This is a genomic window from Bacillus sp. EB106-08-02-XG196 (genome assembly GCF_013396335.1).
In the GTDB taxonomy this organism is placed as follows: Bacteria; Bacillota; Bacilli; order Bacillales; family Cytobacillaceae; genus Neobacillus.
The window spans coordinates 25,655-45,996 of record NZ_JABWSY010000008.1 but is presented as its reverse complement, the minus strand read 5'-3'; the positions used below and the strand labels follow the sequence as shown (position 1 = coordinate 45,996).

At 41.4% G+C, this 20,342-nt stretch carries 13 protein-coding genes; 8 read left to right on the top strand and 5 right to left on the bottom strand.

Annotated elements, in window-relative coordinates; genetic code table 11:
* The first annotated feature begins 98 nt into the window (after positions 1–98).
* Both MLOOGBEN_RS13675 and MLOOGBEN_RS13670 read left to right on the top strand, forming a co-directional pair.
* Positions 99–743 (top strand): bifunctional 4-hydroxy-2-oxoglutarate aldolase/2-dehydro-3-deoxy-phosphogluconate aldolase, encoded by a 645-nt coding sequence (locus MLOOGBEN_RS13675; RefSeq protein WP_179158822.1) that lies wholly within the window; start codon positions 99–101, stop codon positions 741–743.
* Positions 744–819: 76 nt separating this feature from the next.
* A complete protein-coding gene (locus tag MLOOGBEN_RS13670) occupies positions 820–1,656 on the top strand; it encodes an aldo/keto reductase (protein WP_179158821.1) in 837 nt (278 codons plus the stop codon).
* A 73-nt stretch (positions 1,657–1,729) separates the two neighbouring features.
* Here MLOOGBEN_RS13670 and MLOOGBEN_RS13665 read toward each other — a convergent pair whose 3' ends face one another.
* The 4 genes from MLOOGBEN_RS13665 to MLOOGBEN_RS13650 form a co-directional block, all read right to left on the bottom strand.
* Positions 1,730–2,446: a LutC/YkgG family protein gene (locus tag MLOOGBEN_RS13665; RefSeq protein WP_179158820.1), complete on the bottom strand. Its 717-nt coding sequence runs from the start codon at positions 2,444–2,446 to the stop codon at positions 1,730–1,732.
* Positions 2,443–3,873 carry a LutB/LldF family L-lactate oxidation iron-sulfur protein gene (locus tag MLOOGBEN_RS13660; protein WP_179158819.1) on the bottom strand — a complete coding sequence of 477 codons (1,431 nt, stop codon included), beginning with the start codon at positions 3,871–3,873 and terminating at the stop codon, positions 2,443–2,445. Before MLOOGBEN_RS13660 ends, MLOOGBEN_RS13665 begins: the two co-directional genes overlap by 4 nt.
* Positions 3,874–3,907: 34 nt before the next feature.
* The gene (locus MLOOGBEN_RS13655) at positions 3,908–4,624 is read right to left on the bottom strand and encodes a (Fe-S)-binding protein (RefSeq protein ID WP_179158818.1); all 717 of its coding nucleotides are present in this window, start codon (positions 4,622–4,624) and stop codon (positions 3,908–3,910) included.
* 230 nt (positions 4,625–4,854) lie between these two features.
* Complete coding sequence (locus MLOOGBEN_RS13650; RefSeq protein ID WP_256989084.1) at positions 4,855–5,577, bottom strand: FadR/GntR family transcriptional regulator; 723 nt, start codon at positions 5,575–5,577, stop codon at positions 4,855–4,857.
* 217 nt (positions 5,578–5,794) lie between these two features.
* Between MLOOGBEN_RS13650 and MLOOGBEN_RS13645 the strand changes: the two genes are divergently transcribed.
* Positions 5,795–7,489: an L-lactate permease gene (locus MLOOGBEN_RS13645; protein WP_218781180.1), complete on the top strand. Its 1,695-nt coding sequence runs from the start codon at positions 5,795–5,797 to the stop codon at positions 7,487–7,489.
* Between the two features lie 510 nt (positions 7,490–7,999).
* Here MLOOGBEN_RS13645 and MLOOGBEN_RS13640 read toward each other — a convergent pair.
* A complete protein-coding gene (locus tag MLOOGBEN_RS13640; RefSeq protein WP_179158817.1) occupies positions 8,000–13,555 on the bottom strand; it encodes a pullulanase in 5,556 nt (1,851 codons plus the stop codon).
* 360 nt (positions 13,556–13,915) lie between these two features.
* Between MLOOGBEN_RS13640 and MLOOGBEN_RS13635 the strand changes: the two genes are divergently transcribed.
* The 5 genes from MLOOGBEN_RS13635 to MLOOGBEN_RS13615 all read left to right on the top strand — a co-directional run bounded on the left by MLOOGBEN_RS13635 (position 13,916) and on the right by MLOOGBEN_RS13615 (position 20,339).
* Positions 13,916–15,196: an ATP-binding protein gene (locus tag MLOOGBEN_RS13635; RefSeq protein WP_179158816.1), complete on the top strand. Its 1,281-nt coding sequence runs from the start codon at positions 13,916–13,918 to the stop codon at positions 15,194–15,196.
* Between the two features lie 6 nt (positions 15,197–15,202).
* On the top strand, positions 15,203–16,084 hold the full coding sequence (locus MLOOGBEN_RS13630) for a response regulator (RefSeq protein ID WP_179158815.1): 882 nt from the start codon (positions 15,203–15,205) through the stop codon (positions 16,082–16,084).
* A 191-nt stretch (positions 16,085–16,275) separates the two neighbouring features.
* A complete protein-coding gene (locus MLOOGBEN_RS13625) occupies positions 16,276–17,547 on the top strand; it encodes a cation:dicarboxylate symporter family transporter (RefSeq protein WP_179158814.1) in 1,272 nt (423 codons plus the stop codon).
* Between the two features lie 148 nt (positions 17,548–17,695).
* Positions 17,696–19,216, top strand: a complete 1,521-nt coding sequence (locus MLOOGBEN_RS13620) for a spore germination protein (RefSeq protein WP_179158813.1) — start codon at positions 17,696–17,698, stop codon at positions 19,214–19,216.
* Between the two features lie 13 nt (positions 19,217–19,229).
* Positions 19,230–20,339 (top strand): Ger(x)C family spore germination protein, encoded by a 1,110-nt coding sequence (locus MLOOGBEN_RS13615; RefSeq protein WP_368737786.1) that lies wholly within the window; start codon positions 19,230–19,232, stop codon positions 20,337–20,339.
* Positions 20,340–20,342 lie beyond the last annotated feature (3 nt).

Sequence of the window (20,342 nt, the reverse complement as noted above, 5' to 3'; positions counted from 1 at the left end):
TTAAATAGAGGCAGTTTGTAAAATCAATCATTTAATATAGCCAATTATTTTACTATTATTTTTTTAAAAAGAATGGATTAGCAGAAAGGATGGACATGATGAAAAAAATTAATATTTTATCAAAAGTGACTGAATGTGGAGTTGTGGCTGTTGTCAGGGCAGATTCAAAGGAAGAGGCCGTTAAGATTTCCGAAGCCTGTGTTGAGGGTGGTATTCAAGGAATTGAGGTTACCTTTACCGTGCAAGGCGCCGATGAAGTGATTAAAGAATTAGCTTCCTTGTATAAGGATCATAGTAATGTGGTGATTGGGGCAGGTACGGTTCTTGATGCTGCAACAGCCAGAATTGCGATTCTAGCAGGAGCGGAGTTCGTTGTTAGTCCCGCATTTGATGAGGAAACGGCAAAGCTATGTAATCTCTATCAAGTGCCTTATATGCCAGGCTGCATGACGATCACCGAGATCAAACGTGCACTAGAAGCTGGAGTGGATATCGTTAAATTGTTCCCTGGGAATGCATTTGGTCCTGAGTTTGTGAAATCCATTAAAGCACCGCTTCCACAAGTAAACATCATGCCAACTGGCGGAGTGGATTTAGATAACGTTGAACAATGGATCAATAATGGATGTGTCGCGGTTGGAGTAGGCGGCAACCTAGTAGCACCAGCCAAAACAGGAGAATACGAAAAAATCACCGAATATGCACGACAATATATTGCTAAGGTGCAGGCTGCAAGGGGCTAAAGGGACACGGGGACGGTTCCAATGATCACTTTTGAAAAAAACAGGAATCGAGCAATAAAAAGGAGGAGAAAATAGGATGCCAACAAATTTAAAGGACACCACTACCTTACATAATGGTGTGAAAATGCCATGGATGGGATTGGGCGTTTTTAAAGTAACCGATGGGGAAGAGGTTATCCAGTCTGTAAAAGCAGGAATAAGGAATGGATACACGAGTATCGACACCGCTTCTTTTTATAAGAATGAAGAAGGTGTTGGACAAGCCATTAGAGAATCGGGTGTTCCCCGTGAAGACTTGTTTATTACGACAAAGCTTTGGAATGCCGATCAAGGCTATGAATCAACCTTGAAGGCCTTCGAAACCAGTCTTAACAAGCTTGGGCTCGATTACTTGGATCTTTATTTAATTCACTGGCCAGGGAAAGATAAATATAAAGAGACATGGAAGGCTTTTGAAGAGCTTTACAAACAGGGGCGTGTGCGTGCTATTGGCGTCTGTAACTTCCAGGTTCACCATTTAGAGGATTTAATCGCTTCTGCTGAAATTAAACCGATGGTCAACCAGGTAGAGTTCCATCCACATTTAACACAAAAAGAGCTGCTAGCCTATTGTAAAAACGAAGGGATTCAACTTGAAGCGTGGTCGCCGTTGAAACAAGGCCAGCTTCTAAACCATCCTATTCTTGAAGAGATCGCTCATAAATATAATAAATCCGTCGCACAAGTTATCTTGCGCTGGGATCTTCAACATGGGGTCATTACGATTCCAAAGTCTGTTAAAGAACAACGAATGATTGATAACTCAAACGTTTTTGATTTTGAATTATCCGCAGAAGATATGGAAAAAATCGATGGACTCCATCAAGACAGTCGTGCAGGATCACATCCAGACACAATGAGCGTTGGTTTTTAATGAAATGAAGCACGACTAATCATTTGTTTCTTAAATAGAACAACTCATCTTTTTTAAGATGAGTTGTTTTTTATTAAATATCATCTACAATGATGTAGGTTGCTTTAATGGGTCCATGCACGCCAACGACTAGGATCATTTCGATGTCTGCTGAGTTGCTTGGTCCTGTGATGAAGTTGATGCAGGAGGCGATTTGTTCGCCGTTTTTTACTTTTTCATTTATGATACGGGCCGCTTGTGTCATGCGGGGAACGATGCTGCTTTTCGGAATAATAATGATAGAAGTCGCCGGTAAAAAGCTGACAGTTCTGCCTTTATCCTTGCTGCTGAAGAGAACTGCTGTGCCTGATTCTGCCAGTGTTACATCACTGATGGTAATTCCGACATTGGCAGCCTCGGCCTTCATGATATTTTCTTCGCCTTTTGTATGATCCCAAATATGAAGATCAATCCCCTCCTGAGGCCATTCTTCCTTCATTAACTTTTCGAGACCAAATTGAGAAAAGCGCTCATCTTTCCATGTGACAATGGGTCCGCCGCCATAGTGGTTTATCACTTCTTGTAGTGAGTCCGATAGCGAAGCCGTTGAGGTCATGACAAAATTCGTATGAATATTTTTACATTGTTCTCGCAATACCTCTACAAGCTCATCTTGTGTAGCGCCTTTTAGAACTTCATCTTGGGGATGAAAATTCCAGACCGGTTTTTCTATTTCCATTTTTTGTTTACGGCCAAGTGAGCTGGCGATTTTTCCTAAAAAAGTCTCGCGATTCTGTATGATACCGGTCATGATGGATTCCCTCCTTGTGGACGATTTTTAAACCAATCACGGAATCTTTCTTTATTTGGTGCTGGGAAATCTCTGGATTCTGTCCATGCTTTTAATGGTCCCGGACCTTTTGAGATTTTATCATCCTTCGTAAATGGTGACATGACTGGTGCTGCTAGTTTTGAACCAAATTTATAAAGAGCAGGGGAGGATGCACCAAAACCGAATGCCTTCATCAAAAGCTTTTCAGATATCGGAGCTCGTCCTTCTTTTTCCACGATGACTTGGCGATGTTTATGAAGAAGCTGATGGAGCGGAATCTTCACCGGACATGCCTCTGTACAGGCCCCGCATAAAGTAGAGGCATATGGTAACTCTTTATAATCATCATATCCGCCAAGTAACGGTGAAAGCACCGCACCGACAGGACCAGAATAGATGGAGCCGTATGAATGACCGCCGACATGCCGATAAACGGGACAGACATTTACACAGGCTGCACAGCGGATGCATTGAAGAATCGATTGGAATTCACCGCCAAGAATGTCCGATCTGCCGTTATCGACAATGACCAGGTGAAACTCTTCGGGTCCGTCGACATCGCCGTCCTCTTTCGGGCCTGTTAACGTGGTGATATAGCTTGTCAGTTTCTGCCCTACAGCACTTCTCGTTAACAAGCTAACAAGGACCTCCATCTCTTCAAAGGATGGAACCAGTCTTTCCATGCCCATAACGGTAATTTGTGTTTTCGGTAAGGCGCATACCAAATCGGCATTTCCTTCATTTGTCACGAGGGTAATCGAGCCGGTGTCCGCAATGGCAAAGTTACATCCTGTGATTCCGATATCAGCACTCAAATATTCCTGACGCAGTTTTTCACGTGCATGTAAAGCGAGCTCTTCAGGTTTTTCTGTCTGTTGATATCCATGCTTTTCTTTAAAAACATCGCGGATTTGTTCCTTATTTTTGTGGAGCGCAGGAACAACAATGTGAGAAGGAGGCTCGTGGTCATCCACTTGCAAGATGTATTCTCCTAGATCGGTTTCAATTACTTCACAGCCTAATTGCTCAAGACCTGCATTTAAATTGATTTCTTCCGTCACCATCGATTTGGATTTTACAATCTTTTTCGCATTTTTCTTTTCCGCCACATTCTTAATATACTCCGTTGCCTCTTCAGCAGTTTGCGCAAAGAAGACATGTCCTCCACGCTTCGCGACATTTTCACTTAGCTGATATAAATAATAGTCTAGGTTTTCCAGTACATGCTGGCGGATTTCTTCCCCGTGTGAGCGCCATTCCTCCCAGTTCCCTAACTCTTCGGCAGCACTTAAACGACGTGATTGAAATCGCCCTTGGGCACTCGAAACCGCACCGCGCATGAAGGAATCGTGCAGCCCTTTATCAACGCGGTCCGTAAACTTATCTTCGCTTGTTTTCATCGACATTGGTCATCCCCCTTTTTATCATGTTATCTATTCTTCATCGGCTATTTAGGACCTCTGCAATATGCATGACTTTCACCGGCATGCCTTTTCGATTCATGCGTCCGCCAATATTCATTAAGCAGCCAGCATCCGCGCCAATTAAAATATCTGCTCCGGTTTCTTCCACTGTACAAGCCTTTTCATCGACCATTTGCTCTGAAATATTCCCCATTTTAACGGAGAATGTCCCTCCGAATCCACAGCATCTCTCTTTACCTGGCAGCTCGGTAAAGTTTAACCCCTTTACATGACTTAAAAGGGTCATCGGTGCTTGTTTGACACCTAGTAATCTTGTCATATGACAGGAGGTGTGGAAGGTTGCTTTTCCTTCTAATTCTGCACCCACATCCTCGACTTTTAACACATCGACGATAAACTCCGTGAATTCATAGGTTTTATCCGCCAGGGCTTTCGCTTTTGGCTCCCAAACAGGATCGCCCTTAAAGATGTGAGGGTATTCTTTAAACATATAGGCACAGGAACCAGCTGGTGAAACGACATACTCTGCATGTTCAAAGGTAGTAATCATACTTTTCATTGCTTCTTTGGATTCTTTTACGTACCCACTGTTATAGGCAGGCTGGCCGCAGCAAATTTGTGATTCTGGAAAATCAATTTCACATCCGAGTCTTTCTAGTACTTCCACTGTTGCTTTACCAACATCACCTTGAAACATATCTACTAAACAAGTAGCAAAAAGGGTGACCTTCATTTTCCTCGCTCCCTTATACCTAAACTTATATTCTTATTCTGTTTTTTAATCAACAGGTCATCTGATGACCTGAATATACTAAGCCATATCTATTATTTATACTATAACAAATTATCAAAAAGTTGTAAGTGCTTGCATTGATTTTTTTAAAAAAATTTTCACTTTAAGGTGTGTGGTGAAAAAGAGCCTTCAAATTGTATGAAGGCTTCATCATTGGTTTCTTTGAATTTCTATTTAGTCGTTTCAAAAAAATATTTATTAAGGATATTATCGACATTTTCGAGATGTTCAATCATAGCCATCTGAGCCTTTTCTTCGTTCCTTTCTAGGATGGCATCAAAGATTTTAGCATGTTCTTTTACTAAGTTTTCTGTCGTTGTTTGTTTAGAGAATAACCATAAACGCCTTGTTTCCTTCATCGTTTCGATCATAAGCTCTGATACTTGATCGAGTAAAGTGGATAATATTGGATTGCTGGCTGCGGAAGATACCGCTAAGTGAAACTGAAAGTCCGCCTTCTCTCCCAGCTCTTCGTCGCCTTTAACCCGCTTCATTTCTTCGAGAGCTTTGGTCATCGCTGCTAAATCTTCTTCACTTCGATTTTTTGCTGCTAAACCAGCTGTACCCGTTTCAATAATTTTTCTCACTTCTAAAAGATGGATTACATCCTTTTTTTTCATAAGGATGGCGGTTGATAGGGGAAAGGTCATTTGCTTTGCATCAAATTCTTTAATAAACGTTCCTTCTCCTTGCTTCATTTCGACTAATCCCATTGCTTTCAAAGCAGATAGTGCTTCACGTATAGCTGACCTGCTAACTTGAAAGTTCTCTGCCAGCTGCTGCACAGATTCAAGCTTACTCCCGGGCACCAATTGTCCGTTTCGAATCATTTCATGCAGCGCTTCGGTAACTTCCTCATATATTTTTTTTGGTTTGATTTTTTTATATTCCAAGCCGATCCACCTCATCTTATTGATATTTATATTATACATGAAGAAGGCGTTTTTATTTTTTTCAAAAAATTTTATAAAGTTATTGAAAAGTATTTACATAAAAAATATAATTACAAACAGACGGTCATCTGATGACCATATCTATTGATTAACGAAAAAATGAAACCGATTACTTTTTCAATTGTAAGAGAAAGAAACATTAAAAGGGGGAGCCATTTTGTCATTTACACAAAATTTTACTGTGGTTGGGGAAAGTCTTACGTGGTCAGCTATCGTTGCTCTGATTCCAATTCTCTATTTTTTCTGGGCATTGGCCATCAAGAAAATGAAGGGGTATGTGGCGGGATTAACAACGTTACTTATTGCGTTGCTTCTTGTGGTAACGTTTTACAAGATGCCGATTGAAACCGCTGTCATGTCCGCGGTTCAAGGCGGTGTTTATGGATTAACACCGATTGGCTGGATTATTATTACTTCTGTTTTTCTTTATAAAATCACGGTGAAAACAGGACAATTTGATATTATTCGCAGTTCTGTTTTATCTATTACAGAAGATCGACGCTTACAGGCATTATTAATCGCCTTTTCTTTTGGTGCTTTTCTTGAAGGGGCAGCAGGCTTTGGGGCACCAGTCGCCATTTCGGCTGCCTTATTAGTGGGACTTGGATTTAATCCTTTATATGCTGCAGGTCTATGTTTGATTGCGAATACAGCACCTGTTGCATTCGGCGCCATTGGAATTCCAATTACGGCCATGGAAGGACCTACAGGAATTCCAGCCATGGAAATTTCAAAAATGGTTGGGCGTCAATTACCACTTCTTTCCGTTTTTATTCCTTTTTATCTGGTGGTAATGATGGCAGGTTTTAAAAAAGCTTGGGAAGTCATGCCAGCGATATTGGTTTCAGGTATTACCTTTGCTATAACACAATATTTGAGCTCGAATTTCATAGGTCCTGAATTGCCGGATATTCTTTCAGCTTTAGTTTCTTTATTTGCATTAGCGATTTTCTTGAAGTTCTGGAAGCCAAAAACCATTTACCGTTTTTCTTCTGAACAAGAGTTGGCTGCAACGTTGGCAACGAATGCTTCTAAAAGGACAGAAACCAGCTATACCGGCGGTCAAGTATTTAAAGCATGGTCTCCATTTTTAGTATTAACGGCATTTATTTCTTTATGGGGAATTCCAGTGGTCAAACAAGCGATAACTGGGCATTATGAGGGTGCAAATGTCATCTTAAAAGGAGTCAATGCTTTAGGACATGCTCTAACCTTAATGCCAGAAGTGCCTTTCTTGCATGAAAAAGTCATTAGCGGTTCATCAGGGGAAGCGATTGCTGCGGTTTTCAAGCTTGAAATTTTAGGAGGAGCAGGCACAGCTATCCTTTTAGCCTCTGTTGTGACGAAATATATCCTTGGAATGTCATGGCGTGATTGGGCAATCACGTTTGGGGAAACCGTCAATGAAATCAAATATCCACTCTTAACGATTTGTGCTGTTGTGGGATATGCGTATATTACAAATTCTTCTGGAATGAGTACGACGCTCGGAATGGTCTTAGCAAAAACAGGGGCATTGTTCCCGTTCTTCTCGCCAGTATTAGGATGGCTTGGGGTATTCATTACCGGCTCGGATACCTCTGCTAATCTATTATTTGCTAAACTGCAGCAGGTGACATCGACATCCATTGGGATGGATCCGGTATTAGCGCTTGCCGCTAACTCATCAGGCGGGGTAACAGGTAAAATGATTTCCCCGCAATCCATTGCCGTTGCATGTGCCGCGGTGGGACTAGCAGGAAAAGAATCAGACCTATTGCGCTTTACCGTCAAACATAGTCTCTTCCTATTACTGCTTATATGTATCATCACCTACCTGCAAAGCAATGTATTTTCATGGATGATTCCTTAAAGACCGTGGGGACGGGTTCGAGACTACCGAAAAAGTCAAACTTGTCCGAAGTCGCCTCTGGTTCGGACACGATGACTCTAAAATTCATCAAACTTGTCCGAAGTCGCCTCTGGTTCGGACACCATGGCTCTTAAATTCATCAAGCTTGTCTGAAGTTGCCACAGGTTCGGACACGATGGCTCTTAAATTCATCAAGCTTGTCTGAAGTTGCCACAGGTTCGGACACGATGACTCTTAAATTCATCAAGCTTGTCTGAAGTCACCCCTGGTTCGGACACGATGACTCTTAAATTCATCAAGCTTGTCTGAAGTTACCTATGGTATTTGTACAGAAAGCAACAAAGTTTACGAAAAGAGCCTAAATTAAAGAAGGCAGTTATCTACATATTGTAGGTAACTGCCTTCTTGTTTTTCAAAAATAGACTTTTTCAGTGGTCTCGGACGGTTCTTGTGGTCTACATTAATACCATAAAAGACCAGCAGAACCGTCCCCATGGACACACATGGACACTATTTCACTTTGATTACGATCGTTGTTAATGGGTCAATGGTCAGCGTTCCATTCTTAAGTGAGAAGCCTGACTTTTTGGAAACTGGGGTTGCGCCTGCTTCGTCGCTGTCGACGACTATCTTGCCTTTAGAGAGGTTAACATCTCCAAGTGTCAAAGTCCGTGTCTTAGTATCGGCATTGACGAACACATAGTAGGTTCCAGTATCGTCAGTGGAGACAGCTTTATAAGCGATTACAAGGTCCCAATCCTTTATTTCAGGAAGGTCAAGCAGGCTTACATTTTGGTTAACTAGCTGTTGGTCGCCCAAACGGAAAGCATTTGTTGATTTCCTTAGTTCAATCAAACCTTGAGTAAACTCGCGCGTCTCTGTATTGATTGGATATTGTTTCTTATTCACAGCCTTCTGCCAGTCAAACATATTGATGGCATCCGATGAATCGTAAGAATCGTGAATAAAATATCCAAATGAGCTGCCTTGTGCGTCTCTCAGTTCATGGTATTTCTGTTCCGGCACACCTTCACCAAGCCATTGCTTTGTCCGGCCGTATTCCTGTCCTGCATGCAGGAAGGCGGTTCCCTGTGAAGTCAGAATCAGAGAATTTCCGATGCGGATCCGTTTATGAATCTCCAGATTGTTTTCCGGAATGGAAGGATCCTTTTTAATCGATTGGGCGATTACATCATAAAGTGTCATGTTGTCATGCGCCTCGATGTATTGAACCATATCACCAGGATCATCCTCAGAAGTGTTGGACGGCTGGCCTTTAATGTTGTTAAAAATGGTATCGATGCTTCTTGCTCCGCCTGTGATAAATCTTGGCTCGCCTTCTGAACCGAAGCCAGATTTCAATTCATTGCGGATTTCATCAGAGAATACTCCGACATTGTCCGTCTTGTCCATCCAATCCTGGTCCGCGCCCATTCCTTTTAGTTCAGGCTCGCTGATATGGCCGGCAAATGTTCTCCAGCCTTCACCGATGAACAGGGCATTTGGATTGATGGAAGCTGCGGCATCATATGCATTTTGAATAGAAGGGTAGGTAGCATCACCCATCATGTCAAATCTCATGCCATCGATTTTGTACTCATCGAACCAGTACTTTACTGAGTCGACCATCAGCTTTTCAGCCATTTTATGGCTTGTTGCCAGGTTGTTTCCGAACCCGCCGAGGAAGTTGCCCTTATCGTCTTGGAATGCATAGTAGTTTGGAACAATGTCATTTAACAGGCTTGATTTGGCCATATGCGTGTAAACCACATCAAGGACTACGCCCATACCGGCATCATGGATGGCATCAATTAATTTTTTCAGCTCTTTGACGCGCGCTTCAGGATTACTTGGATCTTCTGAATAGGAGCCATCTGGAGAGAAGTAGCTATGCGGATCATAGCCCCAGTTGTATTCATTTCCTCCGGCCGAGTAGTCAAGCTCTCGTTGTCCCATCTTGGTTTCATCACCATAATACCACGCCATTACAGGAAGCAGCTGCACGTGTGTGATGCCCATTTTCTTCAGATAATGGAGTTTATCAATGAAGGCGGTGTAGGATCCCCATCTTGCATTCAGATCCCCCTCGATGGTCGGGTCAGAAGTGAAGTCACGAATATGTGCCTCGTAAATGATGGCATCTTCGCGTTTTTCATACCCTTTGATGTTTGCAAAATCAAAGTCTTCAGGGTCTGTGCTGCTTAAGTCAACAATCGCTGCCTTACCGACACTATCTCCATCAGGACCAGCATTACCCTTCGTATTGACCGTGAAGGCTGCCATTGACTTGGCATAGGGGTCAAGGACTTTGTTTGTTACTCCAGCATTTGTCACTTCGTATTGGTAAAAATAACCCTCTAAATCAGCTGTGTTCAGGTCGTCCGGATTAACCTCAGCGAACCAAACTCCTTTTTCACCTTTTGTCAGTTCTATGCTGCCGATTTGTTCAGCTGCATTTTCCTTATTGAAGAAGTTTGCCACGACCTTGCTTGCATTTGGAGCCCAAAGTTTAAGGGTGACAGCGCCGTCTTGATAGGCTGCGCCAAGGTCATTTCCGTCGTATCCGTACATAGAGTCAAGCATTCTCCAGCCCGTAGAGGCTGATACGGTCCTGCCTGCATACGTGACGGATAATGGAAGTTTTTCATTGTCGAATGATGCTGTTACTTTTGCAGAAGTGGCTCCAGTAATTTCAACCGATTCAACGGATACTGTACCGCCGTCAGCATCCTTGATCTCAAGTGCGCCTTTCAAGCTGTCTGGTGTCAGACCTTCTGTCATCGTAAAACCAAGCAGAATACTATTTTCAGAGATGACTTCTGCTTTTACGATTCCCGTTGCCTGCTCCCAATAAGGTGAGATGTAGACATTGTTGTCGCCTTGTCTAATCCAAAGGTGATTATATTTGTCCAGCAGGTTGAAAGACTTGTCTCCAGCGTCTTTACCCGCATCGCCTTTGGTTACATCCATCACAAGGAAGCCGAGGTTTTTCGCTGTATCCGCCAGCTTTACGTCAACATACGCGCCGTAGCGGTCTGTGCCGGAGAACGGGGAGGCACCTGTCGGCCAGTTGGCAGATGGTGATTCAACATCACCCCAGAGCCATGCTCCGAAATTTTGGTAATCGCTGTTGTCACGAACATAATGGATGCGGACGGTGTTTGCCGGCAAATCTACTGGCTCATAGGTGTAGACCTTATCCGATCCTTGCTTGACCCAGATTTCGTTTATTTCTGGTGATGTAATCGTAATCCCTTTGTCTCCGCCGTCTTTACCTGCATCCCCCTTGGTTACGTCCATGACGAGGAATCCAATGTTTTTCGCACCCTCTTTAAGCGGTACATCAATATAGGCTCCGTAGCTATCTGTTTTTTCAAACATCGTTGCTCCAACGGGCCAGTTGGCAGAAGGGGAAGCGACGTCATTCCACAGCCACGCACCGTAATTTTCATAATTACCATCTATACGGTTGTAGTGAATACGGAGGTGGTTCGCAGGAACGGGTTCAACTGTGCCGTCTTCTCCACCTTCACTGTCAGCAGCTGCTGCAGCCGTGATACTGCCGTTTTCCACTGTAAGCAGGACCGTACCGCCGTCTGCTTTTGCTGGGATGGTTATTGTGACTGTGCCATTTGCTGAAGCACTGTAAGTCTGATTTGAATAATGGTCTGTAACAACTGTGTCTTGGGAATCCAAGGTAAAAGCAACTTCCTTGGCGCTGTCTGAGATGTTTAAGCCGACATATGCTGCTTCGTTTTTGTAATTGCGGGCAAAAACAAGGAACTTGTCGCTGTCAGAGCCGCCGAGTGTCAAGCGTTCACCTTTGGCAAACACCTCTGAATGATCAGCCCTAAAGTTCAAGACCTTCGTATAGTGTTGTAGAACATCATTGTTTTCTACTTGATTCCAGGCAAGGTCATAACGGTTGTCATACTGTGGATAGTTGTTGGCACCGCTTTGGCCAAGCTCTTCGCCGTAATAGATGACCGGCTGGCCCTTTGCTGTTGCCTGCAGGGATGCTGCCAGCTTCAGCTTGCCTTTGTCATTTCCTTCCTTATAGAGGAATCCATCTTCGTCATGGCTTCCGAGGAATTGGCCAAGAGTGGCACTGTTATCGATTTTTCCGTTGCGGGCAATCATGGCATCATTTGCACCTTTTAGTTGTCCGTTTACGAAATTGTGAGCGATGTCTTTGAATCCAAAGTCAAGCAGGGAATCCATCATGCCTGACTCAAGATATCCGCCGTTATTGTCAGCGCTTCCGCCCCAGACTTCACCAATCATTTTGTGTTCCGGCATGATTTTGGTTAGTTCATTTTTAAATGCCGCTAAGGTAGCTTTCTCGACATGTTTTACCGTATCCACACGGAAGTAGTCGATGGTATTTCCCTTTGCTGTCCTAGACTTTTCAATCCAGTCAGTTTGCCAGTCAATGATCGCTTTTCGGACGGCTGGATCTTCGGTTTTTAAATCAGGAAGACCTGCGAGCTCACCCACAACCTCATCGGTTCCAACCGTAGAACCTTGGCGAAGAAGGGAGCTGAACATGGTGCGGTCTGCATCAGTTGGGTAGCCTGCAGGCGGATTTGCCACAGTTCCATCGATTTCTTTTAATCCATAACCAGTGTGATTGACGACTACGTCGACCATGATTTTGATACCGCGTTCATGGGCTGCGTCAATCAGGTTATGGAAATCTTCCATACTTCCGAAGTGAGGGTTCAATTGGCCAAAGTTATTTGCCCAGTAGCCATGGTAGGCATAGTAGGAATGGCCTTCCGGATTGTTATAGCGCACATCGTACTTAATGTTGTCCACGATTGGGCTGATCCAGATGGTGTTGACACCAAGATTGTCCAAGTAATCTAATTTTTCAGAGATGCCTTTGAAGTCTCCTCCTTGATAGGTTCCACGGTCGTTTTTGGCATCGTATTTCTGATTATACGGGTCGTTGTTTGTAGAATCGCCATCAAAGAACCGGTCTGTCAGCATGAAGTAGATAATGCTTTCATCCCAGTCAAAGTCATTTTCCCCAACGTCCAGGCGGGCTTTCACCTCTACTGAAGCTGAACTATTATAGTAGTTTCCGTAGGAGTCAATCACAGTAAGAGGAATTGCTTTTATTCCTGCTGTGATATCGTCATCCACGGCAATACTGATTTCTTTTAACGCCGGGTCAATCTCAAGCTGCTCTCTACCACCAAGGGAAGAGATGTCCGCAAACATTTTGCTGACTTTCAGTTCATCCGTCAATCCCTGTACATCAACTGTCAGAACAGCATTTTGATTGTAGTCCATCACTGCAGGCTGAACGGTCCCCGAAACTGTTAGATTGGCATTCTGGAAATCTATTACTGAAATGCCATTCACACTGTTGTAAGGGTCACTTACTTCCTCCGTTGTGCCATCTTTTTTGGTCACAAGGTAGGTATATTCGTTTTTGCCATTCGGAATGTTGTTGTATGTAACTACAAATCTCTCATTCTCTGGTTCAAACGTCATTGGAGTTGTTTTTCCATCGAAGTTTAATTCTACCTTTTGTATTGTATCCATACCATCGTTTGCAAAAAGCAGTTTATCACGATAATAGAACGTCGCGTTCCCCTTGTCGATAACAGGGGCGGATCCGTCTGGAACGATGGTGATTTGTTCTACGCCACTTGTGATATAAGCCTTCGTAATACTGTCATTCTTATTAACTGGAATAAAACGGTCGCCAAATTCCTTTTGTGCGGTATTCCAGTCATACGTGCTCCGAAGGACAAAGCCCATTTGCGTAGTTTCTGAGCTTACTGGAATAGTAGCAGTGGCGTAGTTGTCTTGATAAGAATCGAAATTGACTTGACCATCACTAATGCCAGTATTCCAAGTCCAAATGTTCCAATCGCCAAATGTTTTATCGTCACGAATGTACGTGAAACGAATCTCGCGATCAGTTGAAGCGGTTGTCTCCACCTTCGTCTCGGCTGCAGAAGCTTCCTGGCTTGGGATATAAGGCATCCACAAGCTCAAAAGCATAATCGCAGTCATGATGATGGAGAAAGTCCTTTTTGTGGTTTTTCTCATTGACAGGATTACCCCCTTTTACTTTTTGTGCAAACGCTTGCGCAAGTGTGTAAAAAAAGAAGCGTTATTTTGTGCAACTTTCCATAAAGAGTCAATTAACAGGTAAGTCTCTATAATGCAGAAACTTCCAGTCTATTAATCTCTCGATAGAAATTGCTTACAAATGAGTAAAACACTTAGTGCAAACGCTTGCATTTTCAATATACAATAAATTCAGTCAAACTACAAGGTCCATGGGGACGGTTCGCCGGCTTTTTTTGCCAGCAGAACCTTCCCCATGGTTTTCCTTGTCTAGCTTATCTTTTTTGTCTAGAATATTTATTGTATTCATTAAACCATTATTCTTTAGAGGAGTCATAAATGTTTTCTTCCTATTCCTTTTTTCAGTTGTTTTTTACTAAGTCTAAATGGGTTTCGTTACTTCTTACGGCTCTTTTAACAGCACTCGCCAGTGAAATTAAAGTGACTCCCTTCAATGGAGAGGCTTTTCGGTTTGGATTAGGGAGTATCACCTTTTTTCTAATTATTCTTATTCATCCCCCGGCATCATTGGTTCGAACGGGGATTTTCACGGGTTTGTTCGTCGTTTGTTTTCGGATTCTAGCTGATATCATGGTAGAGCCTGAACAGTTCCTTGCAAGCATCAAGCATCATCTGCCTGCATTTCTGTTTTACTTCTTATTTGGACTGGGTCTTAGCATCATTAAAATAGAGAAATACAAAACGTTTCCCCTTCTCCTAGGCTCTTTTGCTGCAGGTATCGAGTTTATCGGAAACGGTGCAGAGCACATCGTGCGTTCCTTGTTCTTAAACCATGCAAATTTAGGTTTTCAGGAATTGGCATTATTATTTGGAGTTGCCTTACTTCGCAGTTACTTTGTCGTGGGAATTTATAGCTCCATCACGGTTTCAGAACAAAAAAGGCGAATGCAGGAAATGCTTGAGGTTGGTTCGGAATTATATTCAGAGACCCTCTATTTACAGAAATCACTGAATCATATCGAACAAATTACGGCATCTAGCCATGAATTATATCGAAAATTAAAGAAGAGCAATCAGGTTGAGTTAAGTGTACAAGCCTTGCTCATCGCTCAAGAAATACATGAAGTGAAAAAAGATTCACAGCGAATTCTTTCAGGTCTCTCAAAAATAACGATTCAAAAAGGTAACGATGACCTTTTTCTATCTGATGTTCTAGGATTTGTGGTTTCAGCGAATGAAAAATATAGTGGTATGTTAGGGAAGAAAATCTTTTTTAATCTAAAAATGACCACTGATTTTCTCACGCATCAACAAATCCAACTGCTGGCATTATTGAATAATCTGACTGCTAATGCTGTTGAAGCCATTTCGGAAAAAGGGAAAATTGATATTGAAATAAATGAGGAATCTGAGGAGTACATTTCATTCATCATAAAAGATTCCGGAAGTGGAATTCACGAGAAGGATTTATCCATCATCTTTGAACCGGGCTATACAACTAAATTCAATGATCATGGAGTTGCGGCAACAGGCATTGGTCTTTCACATGTCGATGAAATTGTACATACGCTTCACGGCCAAATTAAAGTAGAATCACAGACAGAAGAAGGGACGACCTTTCGAATTCTGCTGCCTGCTGAAAACATTAGGAAGAGGTGAAGGAACATGCGCTATTTTATTGTAGACGATGATACAGCAAGTCGCAGAATGCTAGAGAAAATCATTACAGAGGGCAGCCTTGGAGTCGTAGTTGGCGAAGCCGGTTCTGGAGTTGATTCCCTATCACCCATCCTTTCGATCCATCCTGATGTGGTCTTAATCGACTTTTTAATGCCAAAACTGGACGGAATTGAAACGATTGAAAGTTTGCGACAACGAGGGTTTCAAGGGCAATTCATCATGATTTCTCAAGTAGTCAATAAGGAAATGGTGGGGGAAGCCTATGAAAAGGGAATTGAGTTCTTTATTCATAAACCGATCAATCGGTTAGAAGTCCAAAGCATTCTGAAAAAAACTTCCGAGCAATTCCGCCTAAAACAATCGTTAATGGCCATCCGTGAATCGCTGGCCTACGTGGGTTCAGAAAAGGTGACCCCAAAACAACGAAATGTAAAAGAAATCGTCCATTCCATATTAAATGAAATGGGTATTATTGGCGAAGCAGGCAGTGAGGATATGGTATTGATGATGGAGTTTTTACTAAAGCGTAAAGATTCCGCTGCATTATTGCCCCCTCTTAAGGAATTATACGAAAACATTTGCAGCTCTCAAAAAGATGTTAAAAAGGAAACGAAATCAATTGAACAGCGTATCCGCAGAGCCATTATGGCAGCACTTAACAACTTAGCTTCGTTAGGAACCTTCGATTATACCAACCCCAAATTTGAATACTATGCACCCCGTTATTTCGATTTTCAAGAAATAAGAGTGCGGATGAAAGAAATAGATTCAGATACTACTGGTACATCGAAAGTAAAAATTAATATAAAAAAGTTCCTCCAAGTCTTATACCTTGATACGGCAGAAAAATATAATCAACCTTCATAAGAAAATCCTTTCCCAGCTCTTTAGAAAGAGAAGGGATTTTTTTATCTGGAAATTAAAATAAGATTACAAATTTATTCACTCATGTCGGATTTCGTAGGATTTAATAAGTTGCCTGTATCATTATCTTACATTTTATAATTTACAGAAAATTACTGAAGCGCTTTCATAAGAAAATAAGGGGAGGCTATTAAATGAAGAAGATTAAATTTGGTTTAGCGTATCAAATTCTTGTCGGGTTGGTTTTGGGGATTATTGTTGGAGCCATTTTTTACGGAAACCCTGCGGTTAGTACCTATTTACAGCCGGTTGGGGATATCTTTATCCGCTTGATAAAAATGATTGTCGTTCCAATCGTTATTTCTACGCTTATTCTTGGGGTTGCAGGAACCGGGGATATGAAAAAGTTAGGGAAACTCGGCGGGAAGACCATTCTTTATTTTGAAATCGTTACAACGATCGCGATTCTTGTAGGATTATTTGCAGCGAATATATTCAAGCCTGGAGTAGGCGTGGATATGTCGAAGCTGGCAAAAGGTGATATTCAAAAGTATGTGGATGCAACAAGTGAAGCAACTAGTCATAGTTTTGCTGATACCTTTGTCAATATTATTCCGAGTAATATCATCGATGCTTTAGCAAGAGGGGACATGCTTGCCATCATTTTCTTTGCTGTTATGTTCGGTTTAGGAATTGCGGCCATCGGTGAAAAAGGAAAACCGGTTCTGGCGTTCTTCCAGGGTACAGCAGATGCAATGTTCTGGGTAACCAATCAGATTATGAAATTTGCCCCATTTGGCGTATTTGCCTTAATAGGTGTAACCGTTTCAAAATTTGGTGTAGAGTCGTTAATTCCGCTGGGTAAATTAGTGATTAGCGTATATGGAACCATGATATTCTTTATCATTGTTATTTTAGGTGGTATTGCGAAGTTATGTGGAGCGAGTTTACTTCATCTTGTAAAGATTTTAAAAGACGAACTGATTTTGGCCTATTCTACAGCTAGTTCAGAAACCGTCTTACCAAAAGTGATGGAAAAAATGGAGAAATACGGATGTCCAAAAGACGTTGTTTCTTTTGTCGTGCCTACAGGTTATTCCTTTAACTTAGACGGTTCTACGCTGTATCAAGCACTAGCCGCTATTTTTATCGCACAAATGTATGGAATCGATCTAAGTATTTCACAGCAAATTTCCTTAATGTTAGTGTTAATGGTTACCTCTAAAGGCATTGCTGGAGTACCAGGCGTTTCCTTTGTTGTCCTATTAGCTACATTAGGAACAGTAGGCATTCCGCTGGAAGGCCTAGCGTTCATCGCAGGTATCGATAGAATTCTAGATATGGCTCGTACCGTAGTTAACGTAATCGGAAACTCACTAGCAGCCATCGTAATGTCAAAATGGGAAGGTAGATTTGATTCTAAAAAAGGGAAAGAATATATTTCTTCCATTCAGAAAGCAGCATAAAATACCGTACCCAAAAGCACTCTTTCCTTCAAACCTTTTGAAGGAAAGGGTGCTTTTTTTTGATCATGTAAATAAAAACATAATTTATCTTGGTTGAAACATACTAAAATTGGGTGGTTTTACATTTTATTTGGGATTTGGTGGATAAATGTTCAGGAAAAGAATCAAACGAGCTAACGTGAGTACGTATGATACACAGCTGACAACCATTGATGAGGTTTTTGAAAAGGCAAAGAAATCTAGCGACTTTTCTTGTTTATCTCCGATTGATTCAAACAATCGAGTGCAAGTTAGTTTTTACACTACTTTAATTAATATAGATTTATTTCATCAATCTCTCCTCCCATGCCTTATGGAAAACATAGAATCCATCCATAACCTGGAAGATATCAAGCGTGTTATACCGATTGAAGGTATTAAGGTATCGAGTGATGGAAAAGAGGTAGAAAAGAGTCTTCATGAAGGCCATGTCATGATTCAACTAAGTGAAAATAAACAGGCTTGTGTTCTTATTAGCTTGGATAATTCCCGTTATGGCATGCGGGAAACAAATGATACAGAGAATGAGTTTAGTGTCATTGGTCCGAAAACGGGGTTTATCGAGGACCTCAATACGAATCTTCACTTATTAAGAAGTGAACTCGTGACATCTGATCTTATCTTTGAGGAGTTTGTGGTTGGAAAGAGATCGAAAACAAAGGTTGTGGTTTCCTATTTAGAGGGTATCACAAATCCGGAATATGTGAAGACCGTAAGGCAGCGGATTTCAGATCTTGATATTGATGTCTTATTGGATAACACGCAATTGGAACAAATGATATCGGATCATAGTAGTACTCCTTTTCCACTATATATCACCACGGAGAGAGTCGATAAAGCCGTTTATTCATTAATTCAGGGGCATGTGGCGCTCATAAGTGATAAATCATGCTATGTCGTGACGGGACCATCGAATATCATGGACTTTTTCTCTTCCCCTGAAGATTATTATTTGCCTTGGGTGGTAGCCACATTTTTTAAACTCATCCGAATTATTGGGATGTTGTTTTCTATCTTTTCGACTTCTTTTTATGTGGCAATTATAACCTACCATTATGAGGTAGTACCGAAGGATTTATTAGGACCGATTGTTTATTCAAGAGCGAATGTTCCATTTCCTCCCGTAATGGAGGTTTTGTTTCTAGAATTAACCATTGAATTTCTGAGAGAAGCGGGGGCTAGACTGCCGACAAAAATTGGTCAAACACTCGGGATTGTTGGTGGAATTGTTATTGGGCAGGCAACCGTTGAGGCAGCTTTAACAAGTAATATTTTATTAATCATCGTGGCGTTATCTGCATTGTCGTCCTTTACGACTCCCATTTATAAAATGTCCAATGCTGTTCGAATCCTTCGATATCCTTTTATTCTCCTTGCTGCTTTATATGGAGGATTTGGTATTTACATTGGAATCATTCTTTTAATTGGACATTTAATGCGGCTAAAATCTTTGGGTAATCCTTATTTTTTACCTTTATACCCCTATCGAAAAGGCGGTATCGGTCATTCTTTTAGTAGACCGCCGTTTACTAATTTGAATAAACGTCCCTCTTTTTTAAGACCTCTTACTATGAAAAAGTATGAGGCCAAGATGAATCAAGACCCTGAGGAAGGTCTTAATTCCGAATAACTCCTATAGGAAAGTGGAGATAAAGTTGAAAAAAAGGCGAAATAGAAAGACCTTATTTTTGATATCTATATGTTTATTCAGCCTGATGGGATGTACGAGAATGAGAACCATTGATAAAGTAAGCATGATTCATGTCTTCGGGCTTGATAAAGAGGAGGACCAGCTAGTTGGGACGGCACTTTATCCGAAATACACGAAAAGTAAAGACTCGGATAATATTCAATTAATAAAAGAAAAAGCACCTGCCGGAAATTTATTTTACGAAAAATTAGATAAGCATACAGACACGCCTATTAAGTTGGCAAAAATTAGAGTGATTGTGTTAGGGAAGAAGTATGCAGAGTCTGGTATTGGTGATATGGTCGAACGATTTATTATTAACCCAGAGCTTGGGACTAGTATTCAACTGGCTGTTTCTGAGCATTCAGCGGAGTCTGTTCTAAAGAAATTTAGTAAGGGAGATTCGCTTAATTTAATTGATATTATCCAGCATAATATGACTAGGCAATACTTACCGAAAACGAATCTTCATGTCTTCTTAAATCATTTTTATGGGCAAGGAATGGACGCCTATATTCCTGTGATTTCAATAGATGACCAAATGAAGATGATGGTGAAAGGCATTGGAATCTTTAAGGATGACAAGCTAAAGCTTATGTTAAATGAAGAACAGACGCTTATTTTTTCGACTCTTAAAAATAAACGGGGTGAAGGCAGCTTAAAGATGGATGTAGAACATAGGGGGAAAAAAGGCACTATCATCACTCGTGGTCATAAGAGCAGTCAAAAATGGGAAATAAAAAAATCCAATTTGAATCATCCTGAGTTGAATCTAACCTTAAAATTACGTTGGACAGTAAGTCAATATCCTGAATGGATTCAGCTTTCGAATGAAAAAGAAAATGAGCTTTTGAAGCAATTAATAGAAGCTGAAGTGAAAAAAAGAGTGGACGGGCTTTTGGTAACACTAAAGGAAAAGGAAGTTGACCCATTAGGGATTGGTAACATTGTCAGGTCCAAAATGAGGGTTTGGAATGAAAAGAAGTTTTATGAGAAGTATCCTAGTTTACCCATTAACGTAAAAGTTCATTTAGAGATAATTAATTCAGGCTTAAATGTTTAACGA

What these genes read in the sequence shown, in the direction of transcription:
- MLOOGBEN_RS13675 (WP_179158822.1), top strand. Translation starts at nt 99, where the DNA reads ATGAAAAAAATTAATATTTTATCAAAAGTGACTGAATGTGGAGTTGTG.
- MLOOGBEN_RS13670 (WP_179158821.1), top strand. Translation starts at nt 820, where the DNA reads ATGCCAACAAATTTAAAGGACACCACTACCTTACATAATGGTGTGAAA.
- MLOOGBEN_RS13665 (WP_179158820.1), bottom strand. Translation starts at nt 2,446, where the DNA reads ATGACCGGTATCATACAGAATCGCGAGACTTTTTTAGGAAAAATCGCC.
- MLOOGBEN_RS13660 (WP_179158819.1), bottom strand. Translation starts at nt 3,873, where the DNA reads ATGTCGATGAAAACAAGCGAAGATAAGTTTACGGACCGCGTTGATAAA.
- MLOOGBEN_RS13655 (WP_179158818.1), bottom strand. Translation starts at nt 4,624, where the DNA reads ATGAAGGTCACCCTTTTTGCTACTTGTTTAGTAGATATGTTTCAAGGT.
- MLOOGBEN_RS13640 (WP_179158817.1), bottom strand. Translation starts at nt 13,555, where the DNA reads ATGAGAAAAACCACAAAAAGGACTTTCTCCATCATCATGACTGCGATT.
- MLOOGBEN_RS13635 (WP_179158816.1), top strand. Translation starts at nt 13,916, where the DNA reads ATGTTTTCTTCCTATTCCTTTTTTCAGTTGTTTTTTACTAAGTCTAAA.
- MLOOGBEN_RS13630 (WP_179158815.1), top strand. Translation starts at nt 15,203, where the DNA reads ATGCGCTATTTTATTGTAGACGATGATACAGCAAGTCGCAGAATGCTA.
- MLOOGBEN_RS13625 (WP_179158814.1), top strand. Translation starts at nt 16,276, where the DNA reads ATGAAGAAGATTAAATTTGGTTTAGCGTATCAAATTCTTGTCGGGTTG.
- MLOOGBEN_RS13620 (WP_179158813.1), top strand. Translation starts at nt 17,696, where the DNA reads ATGTTCAGGAAAAGAATCAAACGAGCTAACGTGAGTACGTATGATACA.